At 66.9% G+C, this 26366-nt stretch carries 25 protein-coding genes; 13 read left to right on the forward strand and 12 right to left on the reverse strand.

Annotated elements, in window-relative coordinates:
- Window positions 1–76: 76 nt before the first annotated feature.
- The 4 genes from IHE46_RS09280 to IHE46_RS09295 form a co-directional block, all read right to left on the reverse strand.
- Entirely contained in the window at window positions 77–1792 is a 1716-nt protein-coding gene (locus tag IHE46_RS09280) for a DUF6538 domain-containing protein (RefSeq protein ID WP_192164344.1), read from the reverse strand.
- Between the two features lie 191 nt (window positions 1793–1983).
- Complete coding sequence (locus tag IHE46_RS09285) at window positions 1984–3312, reverse strand: alpha/beta fold hydrolase (RefSeq protein ID WP_192164345.1); 1329 nt, start codon at window positions 3310–3312, stop codon at window positions 1984–1986.
- The gene (locus IHE46_RS09290; protein WP_192164346.1) at window positions 3309–3974 is read right to left on the reverse strand and encodes an SdpI family protein; all 666 of its coding nucleotides are present in this window, start codon (window positions 3972–3974) and stop codon (window positions 3309–3311) included. Before IHE46_RS09290 ends, IHE46_RS09285 begins: the two co-directional genes overlap by 4 nt.
- A complete protein-coding gene (locus tag IHE46_RS09295) occupies window positions 3974–4258 on the reverse strand; it encodes an autorepressor SdpR family transcription factor (protein ID WP_192164347.1) in 285 nt (94 codons plus the stop codon). The genes IHE46_RS09290 and IHE46_RS09295 overlap by 1 nt, the downstream gene beginning before the upstream one ends.
- A gap of 117 nt (window positions 4259–4375) precedes the next feature.
- On the opposite strand from IHE46_RS09295, the gene ccsA reads away from it, so the two are divergent.
- Window positions 4376–5173, forward strand: a complete 798-nt coding sequence (ccsA, locus tag IHE46_RS09300) for a cytochrome c biogenesis protein CcsA (RefSeq protein ID WP_192164348.1) — start codon at window positions 4376–4378, stop codon at window positions 5171–5173.
- A gap of 248 nt (window positions 5174–5421) precedes the next feature.
- On the opposite strand, the gene cgtA is transcribed toward ccsA, so the two are convergent.
- The 3 genes from cgtA to rplU all read right to left on the reverse strand — a co-directional run bounded on the left by cgtA (window position 5422) and on the right by rplU (window position 7229).
- Window positions 5422–6492 carry an Obg family GTPase CgtA gene (gene cgtA / locus IHE46_RS09305; protein ID WP_192164349.1) on the reverse strand — a complete coding sequence of 357 codons (1071 nt, stop codon included), beginning with the start codon at window positions 6490–6492 and terminating at the stop codon, window positions 5422–5424.
- 145 nt (window positions 6493–6637) lie between these two features.
- Window positions 6638–6895 (reverse strand): 50S ribosomal protein L27, encoded by a 258-nt coding sequence (rpmA, locus tag IHE46_RS09310; protein ID WP_192105613.1) that lies wholly within the window; start codon window positions 6893–6895, stop codon window positions 6638–6640.
- 19 nt (window positions 6896–6914) lie between these two features.
- Entirely contained in the window at window positions 6915–7229 is a 315-nt protein-coding gene (gene rplU / locus IHE46_RS09315; RefSeq protein ID WP_192105614.1) for a 50S ribosomal protein L21, read from the reverse strand.
- A gap of 191 nt (window positions 7230–7420) precedes the next feature.
- Between rplU and uvrA the strand changes: the two genes are divergently transcribed.
- Genes uvrA through IHE46_RS09330 form a run of 3 tightly spaced genes read left to right on the forward strand, consistent with a single transcriptional unit; the run spans window position 7421 to window position 11485 of the window.
- Window positions 7421–10351 carry an excinuclease ABC subunit UvrA gene (gene uvrA, locus IHE46_RS09320; protein ID WP_192164350.1) on the forward strand — a complete coding sequence of 977 codons (2931 nt, stop codon included), beginning with the start codon at window positions 7421–7423 and terminating at the stop codon, window positions 10349–10351.
- Window positions 10348–10839 carry a thioesterase family protein gene (locus IHE46_RS09325; RefSeq protein ID WP_192164351.1) on the forward strand — a complete coding sequence of 164 codons (492 nt, stop codon included), beginning with the start codon at window positions 10348–10350 and terminating at the stop codon, window positions 10837–10839. The genes uvrA and IHE46_RS09325 overlap by 4 nt, the downstream gene beginning before the upstream one ends.
- A gap of 10 nt (window positions 10840–10849) precedes the next feature.
- The gene (locus IHE46_RS09330; protein ID WP_192164352.1) at window positions 10850–11485 is read left to right on the forward strand and encodes an AraC family transcriptional regulator; all 636 of its coding nucleotides are present in this window, start codon (window positions 10850–10852) and stop codon (window positions 11483–11485) included.
- Between the two features lie 7 nt (window positions 11486–11492).
- On the opposite strand, the gene IHE46_RS09335 is transcribed toward IHE46_RS09330, so the two are convergent.
- On the reverse strand, window positions 11493–11978 hold the full coding sequence (locus IHE46_RS09335; protein ID WP_192164353.1) for a GNAT family N-acetyltransferase: 486 nt from the start codon (window positions 11976–11978) through the stop codon (window positions 11493–11495).
- 94 nt (window positions 11979–12072) lie between these two features.
- On the reverse strand, window positions 12073–14319 hold the full coding sequence (locus IHE46_RS09340) for a family 20 glycosylhydrolase (protein ID WP_192164354.1): 2247 nt from the start codon (window positions 14317–14319) through the stop codon (window positions 12073–12075).
- Window positions 14320–14441: 122 nt separating this feature from the next.
- On the opposite strand from IHE46_RS09340, the gene IHE46_RS09345 reads away from it, so the two are divergent.
- Genes IHE46_RS09345 through IHE46_RS09370 form a run of 6 tightly spaced genes read left to right on the forward strand, consistent with a single transcriptional unit; the run spans window position 14442 to window position 20734 of the window.
- Entirely contained in the window at window positions 14442–15479 is a 1038-nt protein-coding gene (locus tag IHE46_RS09345; protein ID WP_192164355.1) for an aldo/keto reductase, read from the forward strand.
- A complete protein-coding gene (locus IHE46_RS09350) occupies window positions 15476–16351 on the forward strand; it encodes an amidohydrolase family protein (protein ID WP_192164356.1) in 876 nt (291 codons plus the stop codon). Before IHE46_RS09345 ends, IHE46_RS09350 begins: the two co-directional genes overlap by 4 nt.
- A gap of 22 nt (window positions 16352–16373) precedes the next feature.
- The gene (locus IHE46_RS09355; RefSeq protein ID WP_192164357.1) at window positions 16374–17120 is read left to right on the forward strand and encodes an SDR family oxidoreductase; all 747 of its coding nucleotides are present in this window, start codon (window positions 16374–16376) and stop codon (window positions 17118–17120) included.
- 10 nt (window positions 17121–17130) lie between these two features.
- Window positions 17131–17991 (forward strand): fumarylacetoacetate hydrolase family protein, encoded by an 861-nt coding sequence (locus IHE46_RS09360; RefSeq protein ID WP_192164358.1) that lies wholly within the window; start codon window positions 17131–17133, stop codon window positions 17989–17991.
- Window positions 17988–19307, forward strand: coding sequence for an L-fuconate dehydratase (locus IHE46_RS09365; protein ID WP_192164359.1), 1320 nt, complete (start codon window positions 17988–17990; stop codon window positions 19305–19307). The genes IHE46_RS09360 and IHE46_RS09365 overlap by 4 nt, the downstream gene beginning before the upstream one ends.
- Before the next feature lie 17 nt (window positions 19308–19324).
- Window positions 19325–20734 carry an alpha-L-fucosidase gene (locus IHE46_RS09370; RefSeq protein WP_192164360.1) on the forward strand — a complete coding sequence of 470 codons (1410 nt, stop codon included), beginning with the start codon at window positions 19325–19327 and terminating at the stop codon, window positions 20732–20734.
- 88 nt (window positions 20735–20822) lie between these two features.
- On the opposite strand, the gene IHE46_RS09375 is transcribed toward IHE46_RS09370, so the two are convergent.
- Window positions 20823–21206: an L-rhamnose mutarotase gene (locus IHE46_RS09375; protein WP_192164361.1), complete on the reverse strand. Its 384-nt coding sequence runs from the start codon at window positions 21204–21206 to the stop codon at window positions 20823–20825.
- A 2-nt stretch (window positions 21207–21208) separates the two neighbouring features.
- Window positions 21209–22516: an L-fucose:H+ symporter permease gene (fucP, locus tag IHE46_RS09380; protein WP_192164362.1), complete on the reverse strand. Its 1308-nt coding sequence runs from the start codon at window positions 22514–22516 to the stop codon at window positions 21209–21211.
- Window positions 22517–22669: 153 nt separating this feature from the next.
- Between fucP and IHE46_RS09385 the strand changes: the two genes are divergently transcribed.
- The 3 genes from IHE46_RS09385 to IHE46_RS09395 all read left to right on the forward strand — a co-directional run bounded on the left by IHE46_RS09385 (window position 22670) and on the right by IHE46_RS09395 (window position 25864).
- Window positions 22670–23443, forward strand: coding sequence for an IclR family transcriptional regulator (locus IHE46_RS09385; protein ID WP_192164607.1), 774 nt, complete (start codon window positions 22670–22672; stop codon window positions 23441–23443).
- Between the two features lie 114 nt (window positions 23444–23557).
- Complete coding sequence (locus IHE46_RS09390; RefSeq protein ID WP_192164363.1) at window positions 23558–25030, forward strand: DUF4139 domain-containing protein; 1473 nt, start codon at window positions 23558–23560, stop codon at window positions 25028–25030.
- A 78-nt stretch (window positions 25031–25108) separates the two neighbouring features.
- The gene (locus IHE46_RS09395) at window positions 25109–25864 is read left to right on the forward strand and encodes an enoyl-CoA hydratase/isomerase family protein (protein ID WP_192164364.1); all 756 of its coding nucleotides are present in this window, start codon (window positions 25109–25111) and stop codon (window positions 25862–25864) included.
- Between the two features lie 6 nt (window positions 25865–25870).
- Here the strand turns inward: IHE46_RS09395 and IHE46_RS09400 are convergent, their stop codons facing one another.
- Window positions 25871–26359 carry a GNAT family N-acetyltransferase gene (locus IHE46_RS09400; protein WP_192164365.1) on the reverse strand — a complete coding sequence of 163 codons (489 nt, stop codon included), beginning with the start codon at window positions 26357–26359 and terminating at the stop codon, window positions 25871–25873.
- Window positions 26360–26366: the final 7 nt, after the last annotated feature.

Consider the following 26366-nt stretch of genomic DNA (forward strand, 5'->3'; position numbering starts at 1 on the left):
GTTTCCGTTTCTGGCTCGTGCCCGAAGGGCGGACAACGCTTTGGTTCTGCCCCTTCTTTTCCACGCCAAACCGCTGTTAGGTTTTCTTTTCGACCGGGCGTGGCAGTCCTGCGGCGCGCGCGTCCCGAATCGCTTTACGCTCGACGGCGCGGCGCGCGTGTTCTGCGTCGGCGGCGGGGTCACTTTGTCGCCGCTCCTTGTACTGGCCTCGGCGGCGAACTTTCGGCGCGGTGGTGTCCTGCATGATAGCGGCGAGGTTTTCGACGTTAACCACACCATGCGCACCCCACGAGATCGGCGGCAAGCAGATGACGCGTAGGTTGGAAATCTGCGCCAGCAGCGCGCCGCGTCTTTCGTCCTTGGCAACGTAGTTCATGACACGGGGTACGGCCAGGACGCTTTTACCGCTCACCGCGTGGCCCGTGTACCGCTCGCTCATCGCTTGGTCCACGCCCGCCACCTCGTGCGCGGTGATGACCGTATCGCGAAAGCGATGGGTGACGCCCTCCGTGCCTGGCGGCGAAAAAACCTCAACAGATTTCAGGTATTTCGAGAGGTCTTTTTGCACCCGCCCCGCAGCGCCCTTCTTCGTGTCACGCGGCAATCCGGGGAAGAGGTAATCGGATTTTTCGGCGCGCCGGGCCTCGACCCACGTACCGAACCCGATGGTAACCAGCTCATCATGGATGGGGATTTTTCGGGCGGTGGCGTCGGTCTTGCCGCCCCGGATTTCCACCCACCACCCGCCGGCTCCGGCGTCATTGTGGGCATCCTTTAGCAGGATGTTGGCGATGTCGTCGCTACGACCGCCGGTGTACAGCATTAACAGCGTCTGCCAGCGGTTCAGAGCGTCCAACCGCGCGAAGTCCGCCGGCTCGAAAATCCGGCGCAGTTCGTCGTCCTCGAACGCCTGCGCGCCGCGTGCGGCGGACGCCTCCCGCTCCGCCCGGCCGCGCTTCGTCCAGCCTTCCGTCGGGTTTTCTCCCGGCGGATACCACCGCATTTTCATCGCCCACGCGAAAAAATGGCCGATGTACGACATTTTGTCGTGGGCGGTGCCGGGCTTCCAATCATTCAACAACTGGGTGGCGTAGGCCCCCAAGTCCTGCGGTTCGATACTGTCCAGCCGCCGCGCGGGTGTCATTGCCGCGACGAAATCCCTTATCGCCTTGGCTTTGGTCTCAAATGAGGTGGGCCGCCTGTTAGCCGCTTTCATCCTTTTGTCCTCGGCGGCAAGCCACTGATCCACCGCCGCGCCCAGCAAGTGCCCCGGAACCGGGGCGGCGCGCGTATCGAGCGACGCCCGGAAGGCAGCCATTTCCGCCGCCACTGCCCCCATCCGCTCGTCGTCTCGCGCCCGCGCGGTGGCGGTCGCCTCGGCGTCGAGTTGCACCCGCAACCGTTCGATTTCTTTCCAATCGGCCCGCGCTTCGCGGTACTCCGCGACCCCTTGCTGGATGGCGTCCGGCGTGTCGTGCGGTTCGGTCGCAAACTGCGGCCCGTGTGGCGTCGGCGTGATTGTCCACTCCTTGCCGGCTGCGGCGGCCAAGCCAGCCGCCAGCGCCCGCGCTTCATCCTCTTTGCCCATCTTGCCGCCCCCGCACCGCACCCACCGAAAGGTTGCCGCGAAGGTGTCGGCCAAGGCAAGGGCCAGCCGCTGCGCGTGGCGGCGGTCGGTGCCGAGGGTGACGCGGATCAGGTGCTTTCCGCCCGGCGCGCGCAGCGCCGTGGGCACCTTCATTTGGAAGGTGTAGCCGCTGGCGCGGCGGGTGAGGTAATGAGGTGCAAACATCCGGCGGTATCTCACTTAGTGTCGCACTAAGTGGCCGGTTCTGAACTTTTGCGACCGCTCTAACGCCTTGAAAAGGCTAGATAAAAAAGCAAAACATCAAAGGCGTTGGCTGAGCGATTCGAACATGGATGCGGCATCGGTATGAGCGAACGGATGATTATAGCCGAGGCCGCCCGGAGCCTGTTCGAGGCTCAGCCCGCAGGCTGCGCCTTCACCCACGACGCGATGTCGTCGATCACTTTCGCATCCACATGGGCGGGCGCCTTGTAGTCGGCCAACGTCCCGGTCTTGCCCGCCGGCATGAACAGATGGCTGAGCCCCGGGTACAGATGGAATGCCGTACGCGGACGACCTGCCAGCTCCTGCTGCCAGCGCGCAAAATCCAGCGTGGGGGACACCTGGAAATCGCTGCCGCCCTGCAGCAGCAGCATGGGCATCGGCAAGGCTTTCGCCACTTCCACCTGATGGTAGTCGTACAAGCTCAGCCAGTAGCCCTGCGGCAGGTTGTCGAACGAACCCGCCGGCGGATGCTGCGGATCGGCGCCGGCCAGCAGCTTTTGCTCAGCGGCGATGGCCTGTTCGTCGGCAGCGATCTGCGCCGCCGTCTCGTGAGCGCGCTGCCCCTGTTCACGCGCCTGCTGGGCCGACACGTCCAGCAACGAGCGGCCCGGCGCAGCCATCAGCACCAAACCGGCCAGCTGCGGATCGCGCTGGCCGATGCGCGGCGCCATCAGCGCGCCCAGGCTGTGGCCGAGCACGAACACGCGCCTCGGATCGATCTCTTTCTGCTGCGCCAGCAGGCGGGCTGCCGCCACGGCATCGTCGGTGACTTCGGCATCGATCGCGAAATCGGCGCTGCGTCCGGGGTGATCGAACGTGCGCTTGTCGTAGCGCAGCGTGGCGACACCGGCGCGCGCCAACCCCTCGGCAATGTCGCGAAACGGCTTGTTCGGGCCGATGGTCTCGTCCATGTCGTGCGCGCCGGAGCCGGCCACCAGCACGATCGCGGGAAACGGCCCTGCTCCCGCCGGCAACGTCAGCGCGCCATGCAAGGGGCCTACCGGCGTCGGCACATCCAGCGGCGACACCCGCACCCCGCCGTCTTCGACATGCGCCTGCACGGCCGTAGAAGCCAGCGCTTCCACCGGCACGAAGCGGTAGCTGCTGATCTTGTCCTGCGCATCGCATGCCGCCACGAAGCCCAGTTGCATGTTGGCGAAGCTCAACGCCGCGCCAGCGACGGCGTGGCCGGAAATGGTTTTCTGCCCCACCGCGCCATGCGACTGATAGGCGCCAAGCGAGCCTTGCAGCTGCTCCCACACCTGTTCGAGCTTGGCGGCATCCAGCTTGCTCGCGACGGCATCGTCGAAGTCCTTGCGTGCACCGGCGTAGTCGCCATGCGTCAGGGCATCCAACGATGCGGCCGCATGGGCCACGCAGGCCGGCGTGGGCGCATCGGCGGCGTGAACCGCCGGGATGGAAAGGGTGACTGCGGCCAACAAGACGTAAAAAGGTTTCATCGCGCATCTCCTTCGGACGGATGGCGCCCCTCGAGGCGCCGATAGATGAAGTACGAGCACACGTGCGGGATCAGCAAGACGACAATCACGGGCGCCAGCGTCCATCCCGCCATGGCGCCAGCCAGGGCCATGACGACTATCGCCGCGCCGGCCAACACGTACGTCCAGCCAGCCAGACGGTGCGTGCGCTCCCATACCGCTTCGCTGGCCAGCGTCCACGGCGTGCGGATGCCGATGAAGAAATTGCGGCGTAGCTTCCCCATGTAATTGCCCAGCACCATCAGCAGCACACCGACCGCCAGCGGCGCGATGGTCGCCATGGGCACGGCATGGCCGGCACCGGCCAGCATGGCCGCGATGCCTAGCACCAGCATCACGCCCTGGATCGCCAGCATCAGTACGGCGTAGATGCCGGCGAAAGACTCCATCTCAAAGCGCTTCGGCGAAATGCGCGGCAGTGCCGCCGTGAGCGCGGCCAGGCCGACGATCAGCAGAGGCCACATGGCCACGGCCCAGAACCGGGAGGCGTATCCGTTCGGTTGCCCGTCGATGCCCCAATGCACCGGCATGCGCGCCGGCATCTGCGGCCACAGCCAGACCGCCACGCCGACGGCGATGGCCAGGAAAACGATCGAAACGATCAAAGTGCGTGCCGGTTTCATCACTTGCCTCCAACCTTGCCCTTGGTGGGGAACAGATCCAGCAGCATCCGCGCGAGGTCCTCGAACACGGTGCTGTTGAGCGAATAGACGATGTACTGCCCGCGCCGCTCGGTACGCACCAGGTCGGCGTGCTTGAGCACCGCGAAGTGGTGCGACAGCGAAGCCGGCGTGATGTCGAATGCCTCGCCGATTTCGCCGGCGGTGAGCGGGCCGCCCTGCAGGCGCTTGAGGATCGCGCGCCGCGTGGGATCGGCCATGGCCTTGAACACTTCCTGCTGCTTCATCGGAGACGCCATCAGGGAACGTTTCTAGATAATTAGATATTTTTCTAAATATTGCAAGTGCCGCCGCGCGATTTGCCGCGTTCACTGGCTTGGGGGCGTGTGCGACACTTCCAGGCCATGTCGCTCGTACTGCCCACCATCCTCGCCATCGTGTTCTATCTCGGTGGCGCCAGCCTGCTTGCCGCGCCGTTGACCGGCTGCCCGCGCACGCCGCAACGCCTTGGCCTGGGCGCCGCAACCGTGGCCTTGCTGCTGCATATCGCGGTACTGCTTGGCGCGCACGGTGGGCGGGTGGACCTGCATTTCTTCGCCGCGCTGTCGCTGGTCGCCTGCGTGGTGGCAGCACTGACCCTGCTGGTGAACCTGTCGAAACCGGTGGCCGGCCTGGGCGTCATCGTGTTCCCGCTGGCGGCGCTGCTGCTGGGGCTGGACGTCTTCCTCGCGCCGCCCACCACGCCGAATCCGCTGGACTGGCAGATCAGCCTGCACGTGGCGATCGCCCTGCTCGGCTACAGCGTGCTGTCGATCGCCGCGGTGCTGGCGGTGCTGCTGGCCGTGCAGGAACGCGCGCTACGCACGCACCGACCGATCCGCCTGATGCGCGCGCTGCCGCCGCTGACGCAGACCGAATCGCTGCTGTTCCGTTTGATCGGCGCCGGCTTCGCCCTGCTCACGCTGACCCTGCTGAGCGGCCTGCTGTTCATCCAGAACATCCGCGCCCAGCACCTGATCCACACCACGGTGCTCAGCGTGCTCGCGTGGCTGATCTTCGGCATCTTGTTGTGGGGCCGCTGGAAGCACGGCTGGCGCGGGCGCAGCGCGGTGAACCTGTGCCTGATCGGCATGGCCGTGCTGCTGCTGGCCTTCTTCGGCAGCAAGGCGGTGCTGGAACTGATCCTGCACCGGAGTGTGTAAGTTGGTGCGATTCGTCCGGAATCGCGGCTCGACGCGGTAACACGGCGAGCTTCGAGTGCCTGCTTTACCCGAACGCCAGCCGCGACCATCCATGCCCGCACTCTTCAGGAACAGCCAGCACGACCTAGCGATGACATCGCCTGTTTTCGGCCAACTGCCAAGGCTGCGTGACCCACGCCACCTCACCCCGGCCACGCTCCTGCAGCAAATTCAGATTCGCGCCGCGCGCAACCGCGCAGCGATATCGCTCACTCGCCGCGCAGGCGTACGTCGCCGGGCGCGATCTCGGCACGCTCTTCCGCGCGCGCCACGCGCTGTTCCTCGAAGAAGCGCTGCACCCGCTGGCACACCGCCATGGTGTTCTCGCGCGCCAGTGCGGAGACGAGGAACCACGGCTCCTTCCAGTCGAGGCGGCGCACGATGTCTTCAGCCACCTGCTGGCGCTCGTCCTCGGGCAGCGCATCGGACTTGTTCAGCACCAGCCAGCGCGGACGCTCCAGCAATTCGGGATTGAACTTGGTCAGTTCGTGCTCGATCGCACGCACCTGCTCCACCGGGTCGATGTCGTCGACGGGCGCGATGTCCACCAGATGCAGCAGCAGGCTGGTGCGCGCCACGTGGCGCAGGAACTGGATGCCCAGGCCCGCGCCGTCGGCCGCACCCTCGATCAGGCCGGGGATGTCGGCGATCACGAAGCTCTGGTCGGTGCCCAGGCTCACCACGCCGAGATTCGGGTGCAGGGTGGTGAACGGATAATCCGCCACGCGCGGCGTCGCCGCCGACACCGCACGAATGAAGGTGGACTTGCCCGCGTTCGGGAAACCGAGCAGGCCCACGTCGGCCAGCAGGCGCAGCTCCAGCTTCAGATCGCGCGATTCGCCCGGCGTGCCGTTGGTGAACTGGCGCGGCGCGCGGTTCACCGAACTCTTGAAGTGAATGTTGCCGAGACCGCCCTTGCCACCCTGCGCCACCAGCAGGCGCTGGCCGTGCGTGGTGAGGTCGCCGATCATCTCGTCGGTGTCGACATTGGTGACCATGGTGCCCACCGGCACGCGGATCGTGGTGTCCTCGCCGCCCTTGCCGTACATGTCGCTGCCCCTGCCGTTCTCGCCGCGCTCTGCCTTGTAGCTGCGCTGGTGGCGGAAATCGATCAGGGTGTTGATGCCCTCGTCGGCCACCAGCCACACCGAGCCGCCGCTGCCGCCGTCGCCGCCGTTCGGGCCACCGAACGGGATGAACTTCTCGCGGCGGAAGCTCGCGCAGCCGTTGCCGCCGTCGCCGGCCTGGACCTTGATGATTGCTTCGTCGACGAATTTCATGGGAGGCGGGCTTCGGGATCAGGGATGGGAAAGCGCGCCCATGGTACGTCGGGCGCAATGCAGGCAGGGCGAGGGTTTCTTGGAACGTCCTGCAAAAAACAAAAGCCCCGCCGGAGCGGGGCCCTTGCAGCAGCTTCGGAAAGGATTAGGCCTTCACGACGCTGACGAAACGGCGGTTGTTCTCGCCGCGGACCTTGAACTCCACCTTGCCGTCCACCAGGGCGAACAGGGTGTGGTCGCGGCCAAGGCCAACGCCGGCGCCCGGATGGAACTGGGTGCCGCGCTGACGCACGATGATGTTGCCGGCCTCGATGGCCTGCCCGCCGTAAACCTTCACGCCGAGGTATTTCGGGTTCGAATCGCGACCGTTGCGGCTGGAACCTACGCCTTTTTTATGTGCCATGACTCAATGCTCCAGTTGCTCAGGCGTTGATGCCCGTGATCTCGATTTCGGTGAAGTGCTGGCGGTGACCCTGCTGACGCTTGTAGTGCTTGCGGCGGCGGAACTTGATGATGCGGACCTTGTCGGCGCGACCATGCTTGCGCACGGTGGCACTGACGGTGGCGCCCGCGACAACCGGCGCACCGACGGTGACCGACTCGCCGGAGCCGACCAGCAGCACCTGGTCGAAGCTCACGCTGGCGCCTTCTTCGGCGGTCAACAGCTCCACGCGCAGGACGTCGCCCTGCTGCACGCGATACTGCTTGCCGCCAGTCTTGATGACTGCGTAACTCATGGGAAAAGCCCTTCTGTCGTTATTCTCTTGGGTTCCGTCACGACCTTTCCGGCCGGACGAACCTGGGATTGTAGCCAGCAGAGGCCGCGCTGGTCAAATCGTGACCAATACGAAAAGCACGGGCCGGGATGGCAATAACTAACCTGTCCAGTTTGGTATAGTTCACTTTTTCCCCCTTGCGACCCCTACGCATGGACACCATCCGCATCCGCGGCGCACGCACGCACAACCTCAAGAACATCGACCTCGACCTGCCGCGCGACAAGCTGATCGTGATCACCGGCCTGTCCGGCTCCGGCAAGTCCTCGCTGGCCTTCGACACCATCTACGCGGAAGGGCAGCGGCGCTACGTCGAGTCGCTGTCGGCCTATGCCCGCCAGTTCCTCTCGATGATGGAGAAGCCCGACGTCGACCACATCGAGGGCCTGTCGCCGGCGATCTCGATCGAGCAGAAGTCCACCTCGCACAACCCGCGCTCCACCGTGGGCACGATCACCGAGGTGTACGACTACCTGCGCCTGCTGTACGCCCGCGTGGGCACACCTCGCTGCCCCGACCATGGCATCCCGCTGGAGGCACAGACGGTGAGCCAGATGGTGGACGCCACCCTCGCGCTCGACCCCGAGAAGCGCTGGATGCTGCTGGCCCCGGTAGTGCGCGAGCGCAAGGGCGAGCACGTGCAGGTGTTCGAGCAGCTGCGTGCGCAGGGCTTCGTGCGCGCCCGCGTGGACGGACAGGTGTACGACCTCGACGCAGTGCCGCCGCTGGGCCTGCGCATCAAGCACACCATCGAGGCGGTGATCGACCGCTTCCGCCCGCGCGACGACATCAAACAGCGCCTCGCCGAGTCCTTCGAGACCGCGCTGCGACTGGGCGACGGGCTGGTGATCCTGGCGGACATGGACGACCCGTCCGCGAAGGAGCAGCTGTTCTCCTCGCGCTATTCCTGCCCGGTGTGCGACTACTCGCTGCCGGAGCTGGAGCCGCGCCTGTTCTCGTTCAACTCGCCGGTAGGCGCCTGCCCGTCCTGCGACGGCCTGGGCGTGACCCAGGTGTTCGACCCCGCGCGCGTGGTGGGGCATCCGGAACTGCCGCTGTCCGGCGGCGCGATCCGCGGCTGGGACCGGCGCAACCCGCACTACTTCCAGATGCTGCAGTCGCTGGCCGCGCACTACGGCTTCGACGTGGACACGGCCTGGGTCGACCTGCCCAAGGCCACCCAGCAGTCGATCCTGCACGGCAGCGGCAAGGAGAAGATCGCCTTCCGCTACCTCACCGAACGCGGCGGCCGGGTCACGCGCGAGCATGCCTTCGAGGGCATCCTCCCCAACCTGGAACGGCGCTACAAGGAAACCGAATCCAACGCGGTGCGCGAGGAGCTGGCGAAGTACATCAGCGACCACCCCTGCCCCGAGTGCGGCGGCCAGCGCCTCAACCGCTCGGCGCGCAACGTGTTCGTGGCCGACCACGCGCTGCCCGCGCTCACCCATCGCTCCATCGACGACGCGCTGGCGTTCTTCGCCGAGCTGACGCTCGCCGGCTGGCGCGGCGAGATCGCGGCGAAGATCATCAAGGAGATCCGCGAGCGCCTCACCTTCCTCAACGACGTGGGCCTCAACTACCTCACGCTGGACCGCCAGGCCGACACGCTGTCCGGCGGCGAGGCGCAGCGCATTCGCCTCGCCTCGCAGATCGGCGCCGGCCTGGTCGGCGTGATGTACGTGCTGGACGAACCCTCCATCGGCCTGCATCAGCGCGACAACGAGCGCCTGCTCGGCACGCTCACCCGCCTGCGCGACCTCGGCAACACGGTGATCGTGGTCGAGCACGACGAGGACGCCATCCGCATGGCCGACCACGTGCTCGACATCGGCCCCGGCGCCGGCGTGCACGGCGGCGACGTGGTGGCGCAGGGCACGGTGAAGGACATCCTGGCCTCGAAGCGTTCCGTCACCGGCCAGTTCCTTTCCGGCGAACGCGCCATCGAGGTGCCGAAACAGCGCCGCCAGCCCAACGACGAGGCGTACTGGCTGCGCCTGCACGGCGCCAGCGGCAACAACCTGAAGAACGTGGACCTGGACGTCCCCGCCGGTCTGTTCACCTGCGTCACCGGCGTCTCCGGCTCGGGCAAGTCCACCCTGGTCAACGACACTCTGTTCCGCCTCGCCGCCAGCGAACTCAACGGCGCCAGCGGGCAGGCAGCGCCGTACAAATCGGTGCAGGGCCTGCAGCTGTTCGACAAAGTGGTGGACATCGACCAGTCGCCGATCGGCCGCACGCCCCGCTCCAACCCGGCCACCTACACCGGCCTGTTCACGCCGCTGCGCGAGCTGTTCGCGCAGGTGCCCGAGGCGCGTGCGCGCGGCTACGAGCCGGGCCGATTCAGCTTCAACGTGCGCGGCGGCCGCTGCGAGGCCTGCGAAGGCGACGGCATGCTGAAGGTGGAGATGCACTTCCTGCCCGACGTCTACGTGCCCTGTGACGTCTGCCACGGCAAGCGCTACAACCGCGAGACGCTGGAGATCCACTACAAGGGCCACACCATCGCCGACGTGCTTGGCATGACGGTGGAGGACGCGCTGAAGCTGTTCGAGAACGTGCCGGTGATCGCGCGCAAGCTCGACACGCTGCGTGCGGTGGGCCTGGACTACATCAAGCTCGGCCAGAGCGCGACCACGCTGTCCGGCGGCGAGGCGCAGCGCGTGAAGCTCTCCAAGGAGCTCAGCAAGCGCGACACCGGCAACACGCTGTACATCCTCGACGAGCCCACCACCGGCCTGCATTTCCACGACATCGAGCAGTTGCTCGACGTGCTGCACCAGCTGGTGGACCAGGGCAACACGGTGGTGGTGATCGAACACAACCTCGATGTGATCAAAACCGCCGACTGGGTGGTCGACCTCGGCCCCGAGGGCGGCGCGGGCGGCGGCCGCATCCTGGTCAGCGGCACGCCGGAAACCGTGGCCGCCACACCCGAGTCGCACACTGGCCGCTTCCTCGCGCCGCACCTGAAACAGACCAAGGCCAAGCCCGCCGCCGCGAAGCGGGTGAAGAACGAACTCAAGCACATCGCCTCGGCGGACAAGCACAAGTCGATGCGCGGAAAGAAGAAGACCCCATGAGCAATACCAACAACGAATCACCCAAGCCCGCACGCCGCGGCAAGAAAACCGAACCGGCTGCTGCAACTGCAGCCGTGGATGCGGCGCATACGCCGGCACCCCTCTTCACGGCGGACATCGCCGCGCGTTGGCGCGACCTCGACGCCTTCAACCACGTCAACAACTCCAACTACCTCACCTACCTTGAGGAAGCGCGGCTGCAGTGGCTGAGCCACGTGCCCGGCCCGTGGTTCGACGAACACAGCATGCCGGTGATGGCCGCCGTGCAGCTCAACTACCGCCGGCCGATCGAGTGGCCGGCGCAGCTGCACGTGGAGCTCTACTGCGAGCGCATCGGCAACAGCTCGATGACCATCGCCCATCGTCTGGTTGACGCCACCGACGCCGGCATCCTCTACTGCGACGGCAACGTGGTGATGGTGTGGATGGACCCCACCAGCGGCAAGCCGGTATCGCTGCCGCAGGCAATCCGCGACGCGGTCGGCTAGGCCAGCAGCCATGCATGGCCGCCCCGCTCTCGCCCGCACCGCATTTGCGGTCGACCGCGAAACGGGCGCACCGGTCGAGAGCATTGCTGGCGGACGCCATGCCTGGCGCTTTCGCCCGCACTTCCATGCCGGCGACGAAGTCGTGCGCGTGCTCGCCGGCCGCGCGAGGCTGCGCTTGCCCGAAGGCTGCCGCGACGTGGCCGCGGGCGACACGCTGGTGGTGCCGGCCGGTGTGGTCCATCGCTTCGAACCCATCGACCGGCAGGGCTGGGCGTTCGTCTCGCACTTCGTGCCTGCACCTCGAGCAAGCGCGCGTGGAATCGCCACGCTGGCAACACGCGCCACAGCGCTCCTGGCGGAGCGCCCTTCGCTGCGCACCAATGTCGCTGCCATTGCGCAGGGCTGTGCCGTATCCGAAGGACACCTGTCGCGCACCTTCCGCCGCGAGACCGGCAGCAACCTGCACAACTTCCATGTGCTGCTCGCCCTGCAGCAGGCCAAGGCGCTGCTGCGCCGGCAGGCTTCCGTAGTGGAAGCGGCATTGGTGGCCGGCTTCTATGACCAGGCGCACCTCAATCGCGAATTCGTCCGCACTTACGGCATGACGCCGGCCGCCTTCCGCGACGGCTGGGCCGCCGCCGCATGAAGATCGCTCAACCCAGTTCCAGCTCCATGTACGACGTGCCTGGCAACGGGTTGTCGTAGTAAGGCGGCACGGGACGGAACCCCAGCGATGCATACAGGTGCCTCGCGGCATCCATGTTGGCGAGCGTATCCAGCACCACGCGTGCATGGCCCGCTTCGCGGGCGCGCGCGATGGCCGTTTCCGCCAGGCGACGCCCTAGCGCCTGCCCGCGCGCCGCGGGACGCAGGTAGAGACGCTTGATCTCGCCCGTGCCCGGCATGGCCGTCGGCCGCAGCGCCACGCATCCCAGTGGTACGCCCGCGGTGTCGCGCGCAATCAGGATGTCGCCCAACGGTCGCGCGTATTTGCCGGGCAGTTGCGCCAACTCCGCCTCGAAACCCTGGAAGGAGAGATCGATGCCCAGGCTGTCCGCGTATTCCGCGAACAGCTCGCACACCACCTCACCATCCGTCGGAAAGCGCGCCGACGCGATGCTGATTCCCGATGCCGTCATGTTCGACCGCCTCCATCAGACTGTCATGGCGACAGTCTGATGGAGGCCATCGTCATGCGCTTGGACGATTCTGATCCGGCGCACCCGATTCGGATTACTGCACCAGAATCTCGTCCGCGAACAGCCAGGTATTCGTCGCTCCGTTCGCGAAGCCTGCCGGCAACGTGGCGTAGCGGTTCGCGACGACTCGCACATAGTGCGCATCCAGCGTCTTGGACGCCTTGAATGCGATGTGGAACACGCGCGGGCTCGTGTCCATCACGTCGGCTTTCGGCTGCTCCGTATCGACCGTGGTCCAGTGCTTTCCGTCGCCGGAGACCTGGAAGCTCACCTGTTGCGGCGGCAGGATGCGCGAACCTGTGTCCTGCAGGAAATCCACCTCGATCGCATGGACAGTCGCAGGCTTCTGCAAGTCGATGGTGGCGTCCACATCGGCATCGTTCCAGCCCGACCATTGACCGTTGTGGAAGTCGTTGCCGCCCAGCACGCCATCAGTCAGCGCGGCAGCGGGGGCGTACTTGGCCGAAGGCGGCTGGGCGAGGCTCAGCGGCTTGCCGGTGGCCAGGTTGTCCATCAGCGTGAAGCGGACCGGGTTGTCGTAGCGCAGCCCCTTGCGGAACAGCACCACCTGCAGCGTGCCGGCCCGGTGCAGGGCCACCACGTCGGTGAACAAAGGCGAGCTGGCGGTGGGCATGCTGCCGTCCAACGTGTAGCGATTCACCAGGTCGTCGAAACCGCGCTGTGCGTGCAGTTGCCAGCCACCCTGTGCATCCGTCGCGATTGTGTACTTCACCACGGCGCGATCTTCCGGCCCGTAGGCCACGTGCCACGCATCGAGTCGCGGGTATTGCGCCTGCAGGCGCTGCTGGAAATCCGCCCACGCCGCATCGTCGTGCGCATTGCCGCGCCACAGGTTCTCGGCGAAGGCCAGCACGCGCGGATACATCTTGGATTCGGCGTTGTACGGATTCGCCCGCTCGCTCCACAGCGGCGCCTCGCCGCCCAGCAGCTGCGAACGGTGCGCCGCGAACACGGCGGCGTCCGTCTTCGCATCATCCGGGCTGCTGTCGTTGGCGATGTCGGTGCGGAATACATCCTTCACCGTCAGCGAATCCAGCGCCTGGTCGATGTAGAACGGCCCGGCGACCACCACGTGGTTGCCGTTCGCCAAGGCCTTGGCCTGCTCGTCCGCGCCGCGCCAGGCTTCGATGATGGCCTGCGTGTCGGCGCCGCCTTCGAGGATCTCGTCCCAGCCGACCAGGGTCTTGCCCTTGCCTTCCAGGTAACGCTGGATGCGCTTGATGAAATAGCTCTGTAGGCCGTCCTCGTCCTTCAGGCCCAGCTTGTGCATCAGCGCCTGGCAGGAAGCGCATTCGTGCCAGGCGACCTTGGGCGTCTCGTCGCCGCCGATGTGCACGTACTTCGACGGGAACAGCGGCAGCACCTCGTCCAGCACGTTTTCGATGAAGGTGAAGGTGCCTTCGTCGCCCACGCAGTCGATGTTCTTGTGCACGCCCCAGGCAGTGGTCACGGCCACCGGCTTCTTGCTGCACGACAATTCGGGATAAGCGGCGATCGCCGCCACGCTGTGCCCCGGCATCTCGATTTCTGGGATCACGGTGATGTTGAGGCGGCGCGCATAATCCACCACCTCGCGGATCTGCGCCTGCGTGTAGAAGCCGCCGTAGCGCGTGCCGTCCGCCTCGGTGCGCCATGCGCCGACGCTGGTGAGCTTCGGATAGCGCTTGATCTCGATGCGCCAGCCCTGGTCGTCGGTGAGGTGCCAGTGGAAGGTGTTGATCTTGTAGTAGCTGAGCAGGTCGAGCTGCTTCTCGACGAAGCTCACCGGATAGAAATGCCGGCCGACGTCCAGCATCACGCCGCGCCACGGATAGGCCGGCACGTCTTCGATGTCCACCGCGGGCACCGCCACCTGCGCCGATTTCTGCACCGGCAACAGCTGGCGCAGCGTCTGCACGCCCCAGAACAGGCCGTTTTCGGTGGAAGCGCTGATCGTGATGCCGGATGGCGTCACCGCGAGGCGGTAAGCCTCCTCGCCCTTCACGGCGGGATCGAGCTTCAGCGCAATGCCGGGCGCGGCATCACCCTCCTGCACCGCGATGCCGGTCTGCGCACGAATGGCATCGCGCAGAAAGGCGGCGATCTCGCGGCCGCGCGCATCGCCCGGCGCCGACACGCGTGCATGCGCATCCAGCCGATAACTGCCCTGCCCGACCTGCATATGCTGTGGCTCGGGAATGATCGAAATGCCCGACGCCATGCCCAAGGCCGGCAGCAGCGTGGACAGGCCCAGCAGGCATCGCGCAAGCAACTTCGACATCGGTGCTACCCCTTGGTTGGTTCGGGCGGGCCGGAGTCCGTGGCGGCAACATCCATAATCACTTGTAAATCATCGTTTCATATGTGCACACTAGCATGCAAGGCACAAGGCGGTTTGAATCCATGACGCACGCCAATACGGCCCCCGAGTCGACACGCTCCGCGAAAACGCGGAAATCCGTAGCGCGCCAGTTGCCGCGACTGTCCTTCGGCGGCGCCCCCATCGGCAACCTGTATGCAGGCGTGGAAGAGCGCGACGCGCTCGATGCGGTACGCCATGCCCTGCATCTCGGCGTGCGCCATTTCGACACGGCTCCCTATTACGGCTACGGCCTCAGCGAATCGCGACTCGGCAATGCGCTGGCTGGCGTTCCGCGCAGCGACTACAGCCTGTCCACCAAAGTGGGCCGACTCTTGCTGGACGCCGACGGCAGCACGCCGGCAGTGGATGACGGCTTCGCCGTGCAGGGCCGCCGCGCCGTGTTCGACTACAGCCGCGACGGCATCCTGCGCTCGGTGGAATCCAGCCTGCGCCGACTGGCCACCGACCACGTCGAGATCCTTCTGCTGCACGACATCGGCGCGCTGACCCACGGCGCCAACCACGCAAGCATCCTGCGGCAGGCGCTGGACGAAGCGCTGCCTGCGATGGCCGAGCTGCGCAGCCAGGGCGTGTGCGGCGCGATCGGCCTCGGCGTCAACGAACAGGATGTATGCCTGCAGGTGCTGCCGGCATTCCCTCTCGATGTCATCATGCTGGCGGGCCGCTACACCTTGTTCGAACAACACGACAGCGCACAGCTGATGGCGCTGGCCGTGCAGCAGGACGTCGCGATCATGACGGCCGGTCCGTACAACTCTGGCCTGCTCGGCGCCGACGGCGCACCCGGCGATACTTACAACTACGCCCCTGCCGACAGCGCGACGCGCACCCGCGCCCAGCGCTTCTACGACGCCTGCAGCCGATTCGGCGTCAGTGCCGCTGCCGCCGCGCTGCAATTCCCGCTGGGTCATCCCGCCGTCGCCACCGTGGTGTGCGGCCTGCGTTCGACGGCGGAAGTGGACAGCGCCGCACAACGCATGCAGGCCACCCTCCCGCCTGCATTGTGGGACGGCTTGCGCCAGGCCGGCCTGCTCGACGCCGACGCGCGCACGCCATGAACCTGATCGACGCCCACCAGCATTACTGGCGCGTGGATCGCGGCGATTACGCGTGGCTGCACGACGCACCCGCCGCGCTGCAACGCGACTTCCTCCCCGCGGACCTCCAGGCGCAGCGCTCCGCCGCCAAAGTGACCGGCAGCGTGCTAGTGCAGGCCGCGGCGAGCGAGGCGGAAACGCGTTATCTGTTCGAACTCGCCCGCGCCGACCGCAACATCCTTGGTGTCGTGGGCTGGGTGGATTTCGAGGCACCCGGCGCACCGTCGCGTATTGATGCCTTGCTGCACGACGGCGCAGGCCTGCTGCTCGGCCTGCGACCGATGGCGCAAGACCATCCCGATCCCGATTGGCTGTCGCGCCCCGCGCTCGATGCAGCCTTCGGCCGCTTACAGGAACTGGGACTCGCTTTCGACGCGCTGGTGAAGCCCGCTCAATTGCCCGCACTGCAAAAACGACTGCAGCGCGAACGCGAACTGCGGGGGGTGCTCGACCATGCCGGCAAGCCCGACATCGCGCGCGGCCGTTTCGACGACTGGGCCGCGCACATCCGCGAACTCGCCGCACTGCCCAACGTCCACTGCAAGTTCTCCGGCCTGCTGACCGAACTGGCGCCCGGCATGCCGATCGACGCACTCGATCCCTATGTCGACCACCTGTTCGCCTGCTTCGGCGCGGATCGGCTGATCTGGGGCAGCGACTGGCCGGTGCTCACGCTGCGCGACAGCTACGCGCACTGGCTGGAACTCGCCCGCACGCTAGCGCAGCAACGCGCGCCGCACGCTCTCGACGCCATCTTCGGCCGCAACGCCCTGGCGTTCTACCGGCCGCAACGCGCACACGCATCCACCGCTTCCACAGGAGCCACGCCATGAACATCCAACCGAGGTCACGCGCATGAGCGCACGGCTGCAAGGCAAGCACGCCCTCGTCACCGCGGCCGGCGCCGGCATCGGCCGCTCCACCGCCGTCGCCTTCGCGCGCGAGGGCGCGCAGGTGCTGGCCACCGACATCGACGCCGCGGCGCTGGCCAGCCTCGCGCAGGAACACCCGGCGATCCGCACACAGGCGCTGGACGTCACCAGCAATGCCGCCATCCGCGCGCTGGTCGAGGCCAATGCGCCGTTCGACGTGCTGTTCAACTGCGCTGGCTTCGTGCACGCGGGCACCATCCTCGACACCGACGACGATGCGTGGCAGCGCTCGTTCCGCATCAACGTGGACAGCATGTACTGGCTGTGCCGCGCCGTGTTGCCGGCGATGCTGGAGCGCGGCCGCGGCAGCATCATCAACATGTCCTCGGTGGCGTCCAGCATCAAGGGCGTGCCCAACCGCTTCGCCTACGGCACGACCAAGGCCGCGGTGATCGGCCTCACCCGCGCCATCGCCGCCGACTACGTGGCGCGCGGCGTGCGCTGCAACGCGATCTGCCCGGGCACGGTGAAGACGCCTTCGCTGGCCGATCGCGTGCGCGCGCTGGGCGGCGACGAGCAGGCGGTGTGGCGCAGCTTCACCGACCGCCAGCCGATGGGCCGCCTCGGCACGCCGGAGGAGATCGCCGCGCTCGCGCTGTATCTCGCCTCCGACGAATCCTCCTTCACTACCGGCACCACCCACGTCGTGGATGGCGGCTGGTCTAACTGAGCACACCTTCATGAAACTCGTTCGTTACGGCGCACCCGGCCAGGAGCGCCCCGGCCTGATCGACGCGCAGGGCAAGCTGCGCGACCTTTCCGCCCATGTCGGCGATATCGACGCCGGCACGCTCGTACGCGCGGGCCGCGCGCGGCTCGCAGCCATCGATCCGGCTTCGCTGCCTGAAGTCGCCGGCGCACCGCGCCATGGCGCACCGGTGGCGCACGTGGGCAAGATGATCTGCATCGGCCTCAACTACACCGACCACGCCGCCGAGACCGGCGCGAAGCCGCCCGCGCAGCCCATCCTCTTTATGAAGGCCACCAGCGCCATCATGGGCCCCAACGACGACGTCGTCATTCCCAAGGATTCGGTCAAGACCGACTGGGAAGTGGAGCTGGGCGTGGTGATCGGCGACGCCGCACGCCACGTGAGCGCGGCGGATGCGCTGAACCACGTCGCCGGCTACCTGCTGGTGAACGATTTGTCCGAACGCGAGTTCCAGCTGGAACACGGCGGCCAGTGGGTGAAGGGCAAGAGCTGCGACACCTTCGGCCCCATCGGCCCGTGGCTGCTCACCGCCGACGAAGTGGCCGATCCGCAGAACCTGGCGATGTGGCTGGAGGTCAACGGCCACCGCTACCAGAACGGCAACACGCGCAACATGATCTTCGGCGTGGCCGAGCTGGTGAGCTACGTCAGCCGCTACATGACCCTGCAGCCGGGCGACATCATCAGCACCGGCACGCCGGCCGGCGTGGGCCTGGGCCTGAAGCCGCCGGTGTACCTGCGCCCAGGCGACGTGATCGAGCTGGGCATAGACGGCCTGGGCACGCAGCGCCAGCGCACGGTTGCCTACAGCGAAGCGGCGCAATCATGAGCAGCGTCGTCGACACCCATGCCGCGCACATCGTGGCGCTCGATACGCTCGACGTGCGCTTCCCCACGTCGCGCGAGCTAGACGGCTCGGACGCGATGAATCCCGACCCGGACTACTCGGCCGCCTGCGTCACGCTGCGCACCGACCGTCCCGGCGTGGTGGGCCACGGCTTCGTGTTCACCATCGGCCGCGGCAACGACGTGCAGACCGCTGCGCTGGCGGCGCTGTCCGAGCACGTCGCCGGCCTCTCCGTCGACGCCATCGTCAACGACCTCGGCGGCTTCGCCCGGCGCCTCGTCGGCGATTCGCAGCTGCGCTGGCTCGGCCCCGAGAAGGGCGTGATGCACATGGCGATCGGCGCGGTGATCAACGCCGCCTGGGATCTTGCCGCGCGACTCGCCGGCAAGCCGCTGTGGCGCTACATCGCCGAGCTGTCGCCAGAGGAAATCGTCGCCGCCATCGACTTCCGCTACCTCAGCGACGCACTCACGCCCGACGAGGCGCTGGCCATCCTGCGCGCGGCGTTGCCGCACCGGCAGCAGCGCATCGAGCAGCTGCTGGCCGAAGGCTACCCTGCCTACACCACCTCGCCGGGCTGGCTTGGCTACAGCGACGAGAAGATGCAGCGGCTGGCGCACGAAGCGGTCGCCGACGGCTTCCGCACGATCAAGCTCAAGGTGGGCCTCAACGCGGCGGACGACGTGCGGCGCTGCCGCCTCGCGCGCGCAGCGGTCGGCCCCGACATCAAGATCGCCATCGACGCCAACCAGCGCTGGGACGTGCCCGATGCCATCGCCTGGCTGAAGCAGCTCATCGCATTCGACATCGCCTGGATCGAGGAGCCCACCAGCCCCGACGACATCCTCGGCCACGCGGCGATCCGCCGCGCAGTCGCACCGATGCCGGTTTCCACCGGCGAGCACACCCACAACCGCGTGATGTTCAAGCAGCTGTTCCAGGCCGGTTCGGTGGACCTGGTGCAGATCGACGCGGCCCGCGTGGGCGGGGTCAACGAGAACCTGGCGATCCTGCTGATGGCGGCCAAGTTCGGCGTGCGTGTGTTTCCGCATGCGGGCGGCGTGGGCCTGTGCGAACTGGTGCAACACCTGGCGATGGCCGACTTCGTGGCGATCACCGGCAAGAAGGAAGATCGCGCCATCGAATTCGTCGACCACCTGCACGAGCACTTCGTCGACCCGGTGGTGATACGCGAAGGCCGCTACATCGCGCCTTCGGAACCGGGCTTCTCCGCGGAAATGAAGGAAAGCTCGCTGCGCGACTACGCCTTCCCGCAAGGCGTGGTGTGGCAATCCTGACCCACTGGAGCTGAGCGATGAACATGCCGTACCGCCTCGTGAAATCCGCCCTCGCCTGTGCGCTCGTCTCCGCCTGCGCCATGGCGCATGCCGCGACGCCGACGAACACCGGCACGCATCCGGTCGCGGCGATCCAGGACACCGAAACGCCGGCGCAGCGCGATGCGCGCATGGCCTGGTGGCGCGCGGCGCGCTACGGCATGTTCATCCACTGGGGCGTGTATTCGGTGCCGGCGGGCGTGTGGCACGGCAAGCCGGTGGACGGCGCGGGCGAATGGATCATGCACGACGCGCGCATCCCGGTGGCCGAGTACAAGCAGCTGCCCGCGCAGTTCGATCCGACGCAGTTCGACGCGCACACCTGGGTGTCGCTGGCCAAGGCCGCGGGCATGAAATACATCGTGATCACGGCCAAGCACCACGACGGCTTTGCGATGTTCGACTCGAAGGCGAACGCGTTCAACATCGTCGACGCCACGCCGTTCAAGCGCGACCCGCTGCGCGCCCTGGCCGACGAGGCGAAGCGGCAAGGCATCAAGTTCGGCGTCTACTACTCGCAGGATCAGGACTGGACCGCACCGGGCGGCGCCGCCATCGGTGGACACTGGGACAAGGCGCAGGACGGCGATTTCGCCACCTACCTGCATACCAAGGCGATCCCGCAGATCAAGGAGCTGCTGGCGAAGTACCACCCGGCGGTACTGTGGTTCGACACGCCTACCCGCGAGATGACGCCGCAGCTCGCCTCGGAGATCGTGAAGCTGCTCGACCAGTATCCGCAGCTGATCTGGAACAACCGGCTGGGCGGCGGCTACGAAGGCGACACCGAGACGCCGGAGCAGCACATCCCGCCGCAGGGCTTTCCCGGCAAGGACTGGGAAACCTGCATGACGATCAACGGCACCTGGGGCTACAAGTCCGCCGACATCGATTTCAAATCGACCACCGTGCTGCTGCACAACCTGGTCGACATCGCCAGCAAGGGCGGCAACTACCTGCTCAACGTCGGCCCCGATTCGCACGGTGTGATCCCGTCAGGCGAGGCCGAGCGCCTGCAGGCCATCGGCCAGTGGCTCAAGGTCAACGGCGAATCGATCTACGGCACCGGCCCCACGCCGTTCGCCGATCCGCACGGCAGCTACTCCGCCACCCAGAAGGATTCCGACGGCAAGCCCGTGTGGGTGCCCACCTGGGATTGGCGCGCCACTAGTCGACCCGGCAAGGTCTACATCCACCTGCTCGAATGGCCTGGGAGTTCGCTCCACATCGCCGACGCGGACATCCACGCCACCGGCGCCTACCTGCTGGCCGATCCGCAGCACAAGCCGCTCAAGTTCACGCAGCACGGCACGCAGCTCGACGTGCAATTGCCGGCCAAGCCGCTCGATCCGATCGACACCGTGCTGGTCGTCACCACCAAGAGCTGAGGGCAGTCGCGCTTATCAACCCTCGTCCGCCGGTCACGACGGGCGTTGGCAAGAGACGGCGGACTGATACGGCCGCGTAGCTATGCGCCTAGCGGCGCGCGCCCTGCTCTGCCGTGTCGCTGACGGCCAGTGCTGCCCTGAGCGAGAAGATCCCGCGCATCGCCACCCACTTCTCGCCCGGCTTCGCCCACGGCAAGCGTTGCTGGTAGCCATCCATCAGCTGCTCCCACGCCTGCACACGCGGGTCAGCCGCATCGGCCGACTGCTTGCCTGCAGCGTCGTAGTCGTCAGGCACCTGCATCATCATCACCAGCCGGTTGCCGGTGCGGAAAATCTCCATGTCCTCGATGCCCGCCGAGCGGATCGAAGCGACGATTTCGGGCCAGACCTTCTCGGGCCGATGCCAGTTTTCATACTCGGCGATGGCGGCCGCATCGTCGCGCAGGTCGAGTGCGTAGTAGAGGCGCGGCACGATCAGCCCCTCGCCTTGCCGGCGCGCGGCAGGCGCCGCCACGCGAACCACGCTACCACCACAAAACCCAGGGCCGGCACGCTCAGCGCACGCGCGATGCCGGCGAGATCGGACACCTTGCCCATCGCTGCGGTGAGCACCGCGCCGCCGATGATGGTCATTACCAGCAAGGCCGAACCGAGCTTGCGCTCGTCGTCATCCATGCCTTCCACGCCCAGCGCGAAGATGGTCGGATACATCACCGACATGAAGAAGCTGCAGGCCACCAGCGCGCAGGCGCCGCTCAGGCCGGGCCACGCCAGCGCGTACAGCGCGAGCACGACATTGATCAGCGCGAATGCCAGCAGCAGGCGCACCGGCGCCAGGTATTTCATCAGCAAGGTGCCCGCGAAACGGCCGAGCATGAAGCACACCAGCCCGGCGAGGATGAAATTGGCCGCCACCTGCGCCGACGTGCCCGGCATCGTCGCCTGCACGTAGCGGATGGTGTAGCTCCACACACCGACCTGCGCCCCTACGTAGAAGAACTGCGCCGCCATCGCACCGGTGAAGCCGCGGTCGCGCAGCAGCCGCGCCAGCACGCCGTCGCGCCCTGCAGCGTGCGTGACGAGCGCATGCGGCGCGGTCACCGCAGGGAAGCGGACCAGCAGCACCAATACAGCCCACGCCAGCACGACCAGCCCGATGCACAGGTAGGGCAACTGCACCGCATGCGTCGCGTCCGCGTAATACGCCGCGCGTTCGGCGGCGCTCATTGCAGCCAGTTGCACCGGCGTGTGTTCCACCCCCGCAAGGATGAACTGCTGGCCGACCACCACGCCGGCGATGGAGCCCAGCGGGTTGAACGCCTGCGCGAAATTGAGCCGGCGCGTCGCGCCATCGGGCGGCCCCAGCACCGTCATCAGCGGATTGGCCGAGGTTTCCAGAAACGCCAGCCCGGTGGCGATCACGAACAGCGCGAACAGGAACACGCCATAGGTGTGCAGCTCCGCCGCCGGCCAGAACAGCAACGCGCCTATGCCGTACAGCACCAGGCCCAGCACCACCGCCTGCTTGTAGCCGAACCGGCGCATGAACATCGCCGCCGGCATCGCCACCAGAAAGTAGCCGAGGTAGAACGCGCTCTGCACCAGGCCCGCCTGGAAATCGTCCAGCACGAAAGCTTTCTTGAACTGCGCGATCAGCACGTCGTTGAGGTTGTTGGCAGCGCCCCACAGGAAGAACAGGCCAACGATCAGGAGCAAGGGCAGCCAGCGGCGAATGCCTTGCGGCGCTGCGGCTGCCGGCGTGGCCGGGTATTCCGTCGTCATTGGTGCATCCACCCCGCTCTCCCGTTGTAACCCGCACATGCCGGACACGGCAGTGCAAATATGAAACAGATATTCACCAGCACAAAGACGCACTGCAACATGCCCGACCGCATGGCGGTCGCCCGCCACATGCGGCAAGCTAGCGGGACCATGATGAAGCCCGCACCCAAATACCGTGCCCCCGCGCTCGACAAGGGCCTGGACATCCTCGAACTGCTGGCCAGCGCGCACAAGCCGCTGAGCATCGTGGAGATTTCCGAGGGCGTCGGCCGCTCTCGCGGCGAGATCTTCCGCATGCTGCAGGTGCTGGAGGAGCGCGACTACCTGGCCCGCGCGGAAGGCGACGGCGGCTACAGCATCACGCCACGGCTGTTCCTGCTGGCGATGGAACAGCCGCCGGTGAAAAGCGCCATCGAAGCCGCGCTGCCGGTGATGCACCGCCTCGCCGAAACCACCGAGCAGGCCTGCCATCTCGTGGTGCCTTCGCGCGACCAGATCGTGGTGATCGCCCGCGCCGATCCGCCGGGCGAGATCGCGCTGGTGGTGCGTATCGGCCATCGCCGGCCGATGTCGCAGTCCACCTCCGGTCATGTGCTGCTCGCCTTCCAGGACGAGCAGTTGCGCGAGCACTGGCTGGACATCATCGCCGGCCAGGAGGCCGACCTCGACCGCAAGAAGCTGGTCCGCCAGCTCGCGCAGGTGCGCAACCAGGGCTACGCCTGCGCGCGCAGCCATGTGGTGGATGCGGTCACCGATCTCTCGGCGCCGGTGCTGCAGCATGGCCGGGCCGTGTGCGCGCTCACCGTGCCATTCATCGCGCAGCGCGCCTCGGCGCAGACGCAGCAACGCACCATCGCGGCCCTGTGCGAGGCCACCACGGAGATCTCCGACATCCTGCAGTACGGCTCGGCCACTCAGAAGCGGTAAATCCGCACGGGCGCACCTTGTGCGCGACGGCTCCATGCCTTGACCGGGGCCGCGGGTTATCGCGCACAGGGTGCGCCCCGCCATAGAAGATTCCAGACCCGCAAGGAGCCCGCCATGAATCAGCCTGCCCTGTCCGTCCTCGCACTGGCCTGCGTCGCCGGCCTCGCCATCGCCGCACCGGTCGGCGCCGCCACGCCCACCGCGGGTGGCGCCGACATCACGCTGTACCGCAGCGACAGCACCGCACTGTATGCGAGCAGCAGCGATGGCCAGGTCAGCGATGGCTACGCGGTGATCCGCGAGCGGCGCACGCTCAGCCTGCAATCCGGCATGCAGGACATCACCCTGGGCGACCTGCCCGACCAGCTCGATGCCGAAGCGCTGGCGCTGGGCTTCCCCGACGGCAATGCCAAAGTCGTCTCGCAGCGCTTGCTGCTCGGCCAGGGCGGCAGCGCCGCGCTGACCGGCCTGATCGGCCGCGAGGTCACCGTGCTGGGCGACAACGGCCAGCCGCTCGCCAACGGCACGTTGCGGCGCGTCGGCGACGATGGGCTGATGATCGAAAGCGCGCAGGGCACGAGCTGGATCCGCCAATACGCCGGCGTGCGCGTGAGCAGCGGCGACTTCCCCACCGGCTCCAGCCTGCGCCTGCGCGTGGATGCCGCGCATGGCGGCAATAGCGAGGCCGTGCTCAGCTATCCCACTTCCGGCCTGGGCTGGCGCGCCGCATACGTGGCCACACTGCAGCCTGGCAACGGCTGCCGCATGCAGTTCGAATCGCGCGCCAGCATCGCCAATCGCAGTGGACGCGATTGGAACGACGCGAAGCTCACCCTGATTGCGGGCGAGCCGAACTTCGCCAAGCCTTCCGCACCGCGGCCGATGATGATGGTGGCCAAGTCGTATGCCGCCGCCGCGCCCATGCCGCAGCAGGAGCAGATGGACAACTATCGCAGCTACACCCTTCCTGCGCCGGTCAGCCTCCCCGACGGCAGCGTCAGCCAGGTGCCGCTGTACGAAGCACGTCCGCTTTCATGCGAACGCACCAACCTCGTCGAAAACGGCAATGTGTGGCAACCGCAGCAACCCATGCTCGGTCCCGATTTCGACAGCGGCAGCGGTCACGACAATATCGTCAGCACGCTCAAGTTCACCGCCTTCGACAGCCTGCCCGCCGGCTACCTACGCGTGCTCACGCAGGACAGCCACGGCACACCGCAATTCATCGGCGAAGGCCGCATCGACGACACACCCAAGGGCAGCGACGCCACCATCGAGCTGGGCAGCGCCTTCGACCTGCGCGCCACGCGCGAACGCACCGCCTTCCACGCGGACAAGGCCAGCCGCACGATGGACGAAGCCTTCCGCATCACCCTCACCAATGCCGGTGACAGCGCACGCACCGTCACCGTGCGCGAACACCCCAACCGCTGGCGCGAATGGAAACTGGCTTCGTCCAGCATCCAGCCCAGCAAGCAGACCACCGACACGTTGGAGTTCCGCGTCGACGTGCCTGCCAACGGCAAGGCCGTGCTGGACTATGCCGTGCATTACACGTGGACTGCAGAGCAGAATCCGCAGCCCTGAAGAAACCCGCTGCATACGCAGGATACGGCGACAAGCCGCATCCTGCGGCAACGAACGACCCTGAATCGCGGAGCCGTCATGATCGAAATCACCCACCACGATGCCGTCGCCGAAATCCATCTCGCACGGGCGCCGGTCAATGCGCTGAACCTGGAGATGCTGCACGCGCTGCGCGGCGCACTGGCCGAAAGCATCCGTGGCAGCGCGCGCGGCATCGTGCTCTCCGGCATACCCGGCATGTTCTCCGCCGGCGTCGACGTGCCAGCGCTGCTGCAGGCCGATCGCGCCGGCGCACGCGCGTTCTGGCGCGAGTTCTTCGCCACCGGCGCCGCGCTGGCCTGCTCGCCCGTGCCGGTGGTTGCGGCGATCACCGGCCACAGCCCCGCCGGCGGCGCCGTGCTGGCGCTGATGTGCGACTACCGCGTGATGGCGCAAGGGCCGTACAAGATCGGCCTCAACGAGGTGCAGGTGGGCCTGGCCGTGCCCGACTGCATCCAGCTGGCGCTGCGCCGCGTGGTGGGCGCCTACCGTGCCGAACGCCTGCTGGTATCCGGCGCGATGATCGACGCGGAACAGGCGCTGGCCTGCGGCTTCGTAGACGAAACCACCGGCATCGACCAGGTGGTGACGCGCGCGCTGCACTGGATGAACGGCATGCTCGCCCTGCCCCCGCACGCCATGCTCGCCACGCGCCGCGTGGCGCGCGCCGACCTCATCGCCACCTACGCCAACGTGGATGCGCTGCCCATCGACGATTTCCTCGAGGGTTTCTTCCACCCGCAGACGCAGGCCACGCTGCAGGCATTGGTGGCCCGGCTCAAGAGCAAGGGGTAGCTCCGCTCAGGGCTCCCAGATCATATGCACGTCCGCCCGCGCGTAGTGCGAGCCCGCGCGCGGTGCTGGGTGATGGCGGAAACCGACGCTCTCGTACAGCGCCAGTGCGGGGCCGAGCAGGCTGTTGGACTCCAGGAACAGCTCGCGCGCATCCAGCGTGCGGTACAGATCCAGCGCCGCATCCATCAGCAGTCGTCCGATACCGCGACCGCGCGCCTCGGGCGACACCACCATTTTGGTGAGTTCGTAGATGCCGTCGCCCTCGTGCTTCAGTGCGACGGTGCCGAGCGCGCATCCCGTTTCGTCGATGGCGAACAGGACGTGTCCGCCATTTGCGAGTATGTATTTGCCGGGATCGCCCAGCACTTCGCGGTCGTAGTCTTCCACCACGAACCAGTGCTCCAGCCACTCGATGTTGAGCGTGGCGAAGGCTTCGCGCAGATGCGGCTCGAAGCCGACGATGCGGATGCCGTGCGATTTCGTGGGCGTACTCATCGCGGGG

The organism is Rhodanobacter sp. DHG33, from assembly GCF_014843005.1.
Classification (GTDB): domain Bacteria; phylum Pseudomonadota; class Gammaproteobacteria; order Xanthomonadales; family Rhodanobacteraceae; genus Rhodanobacter_A.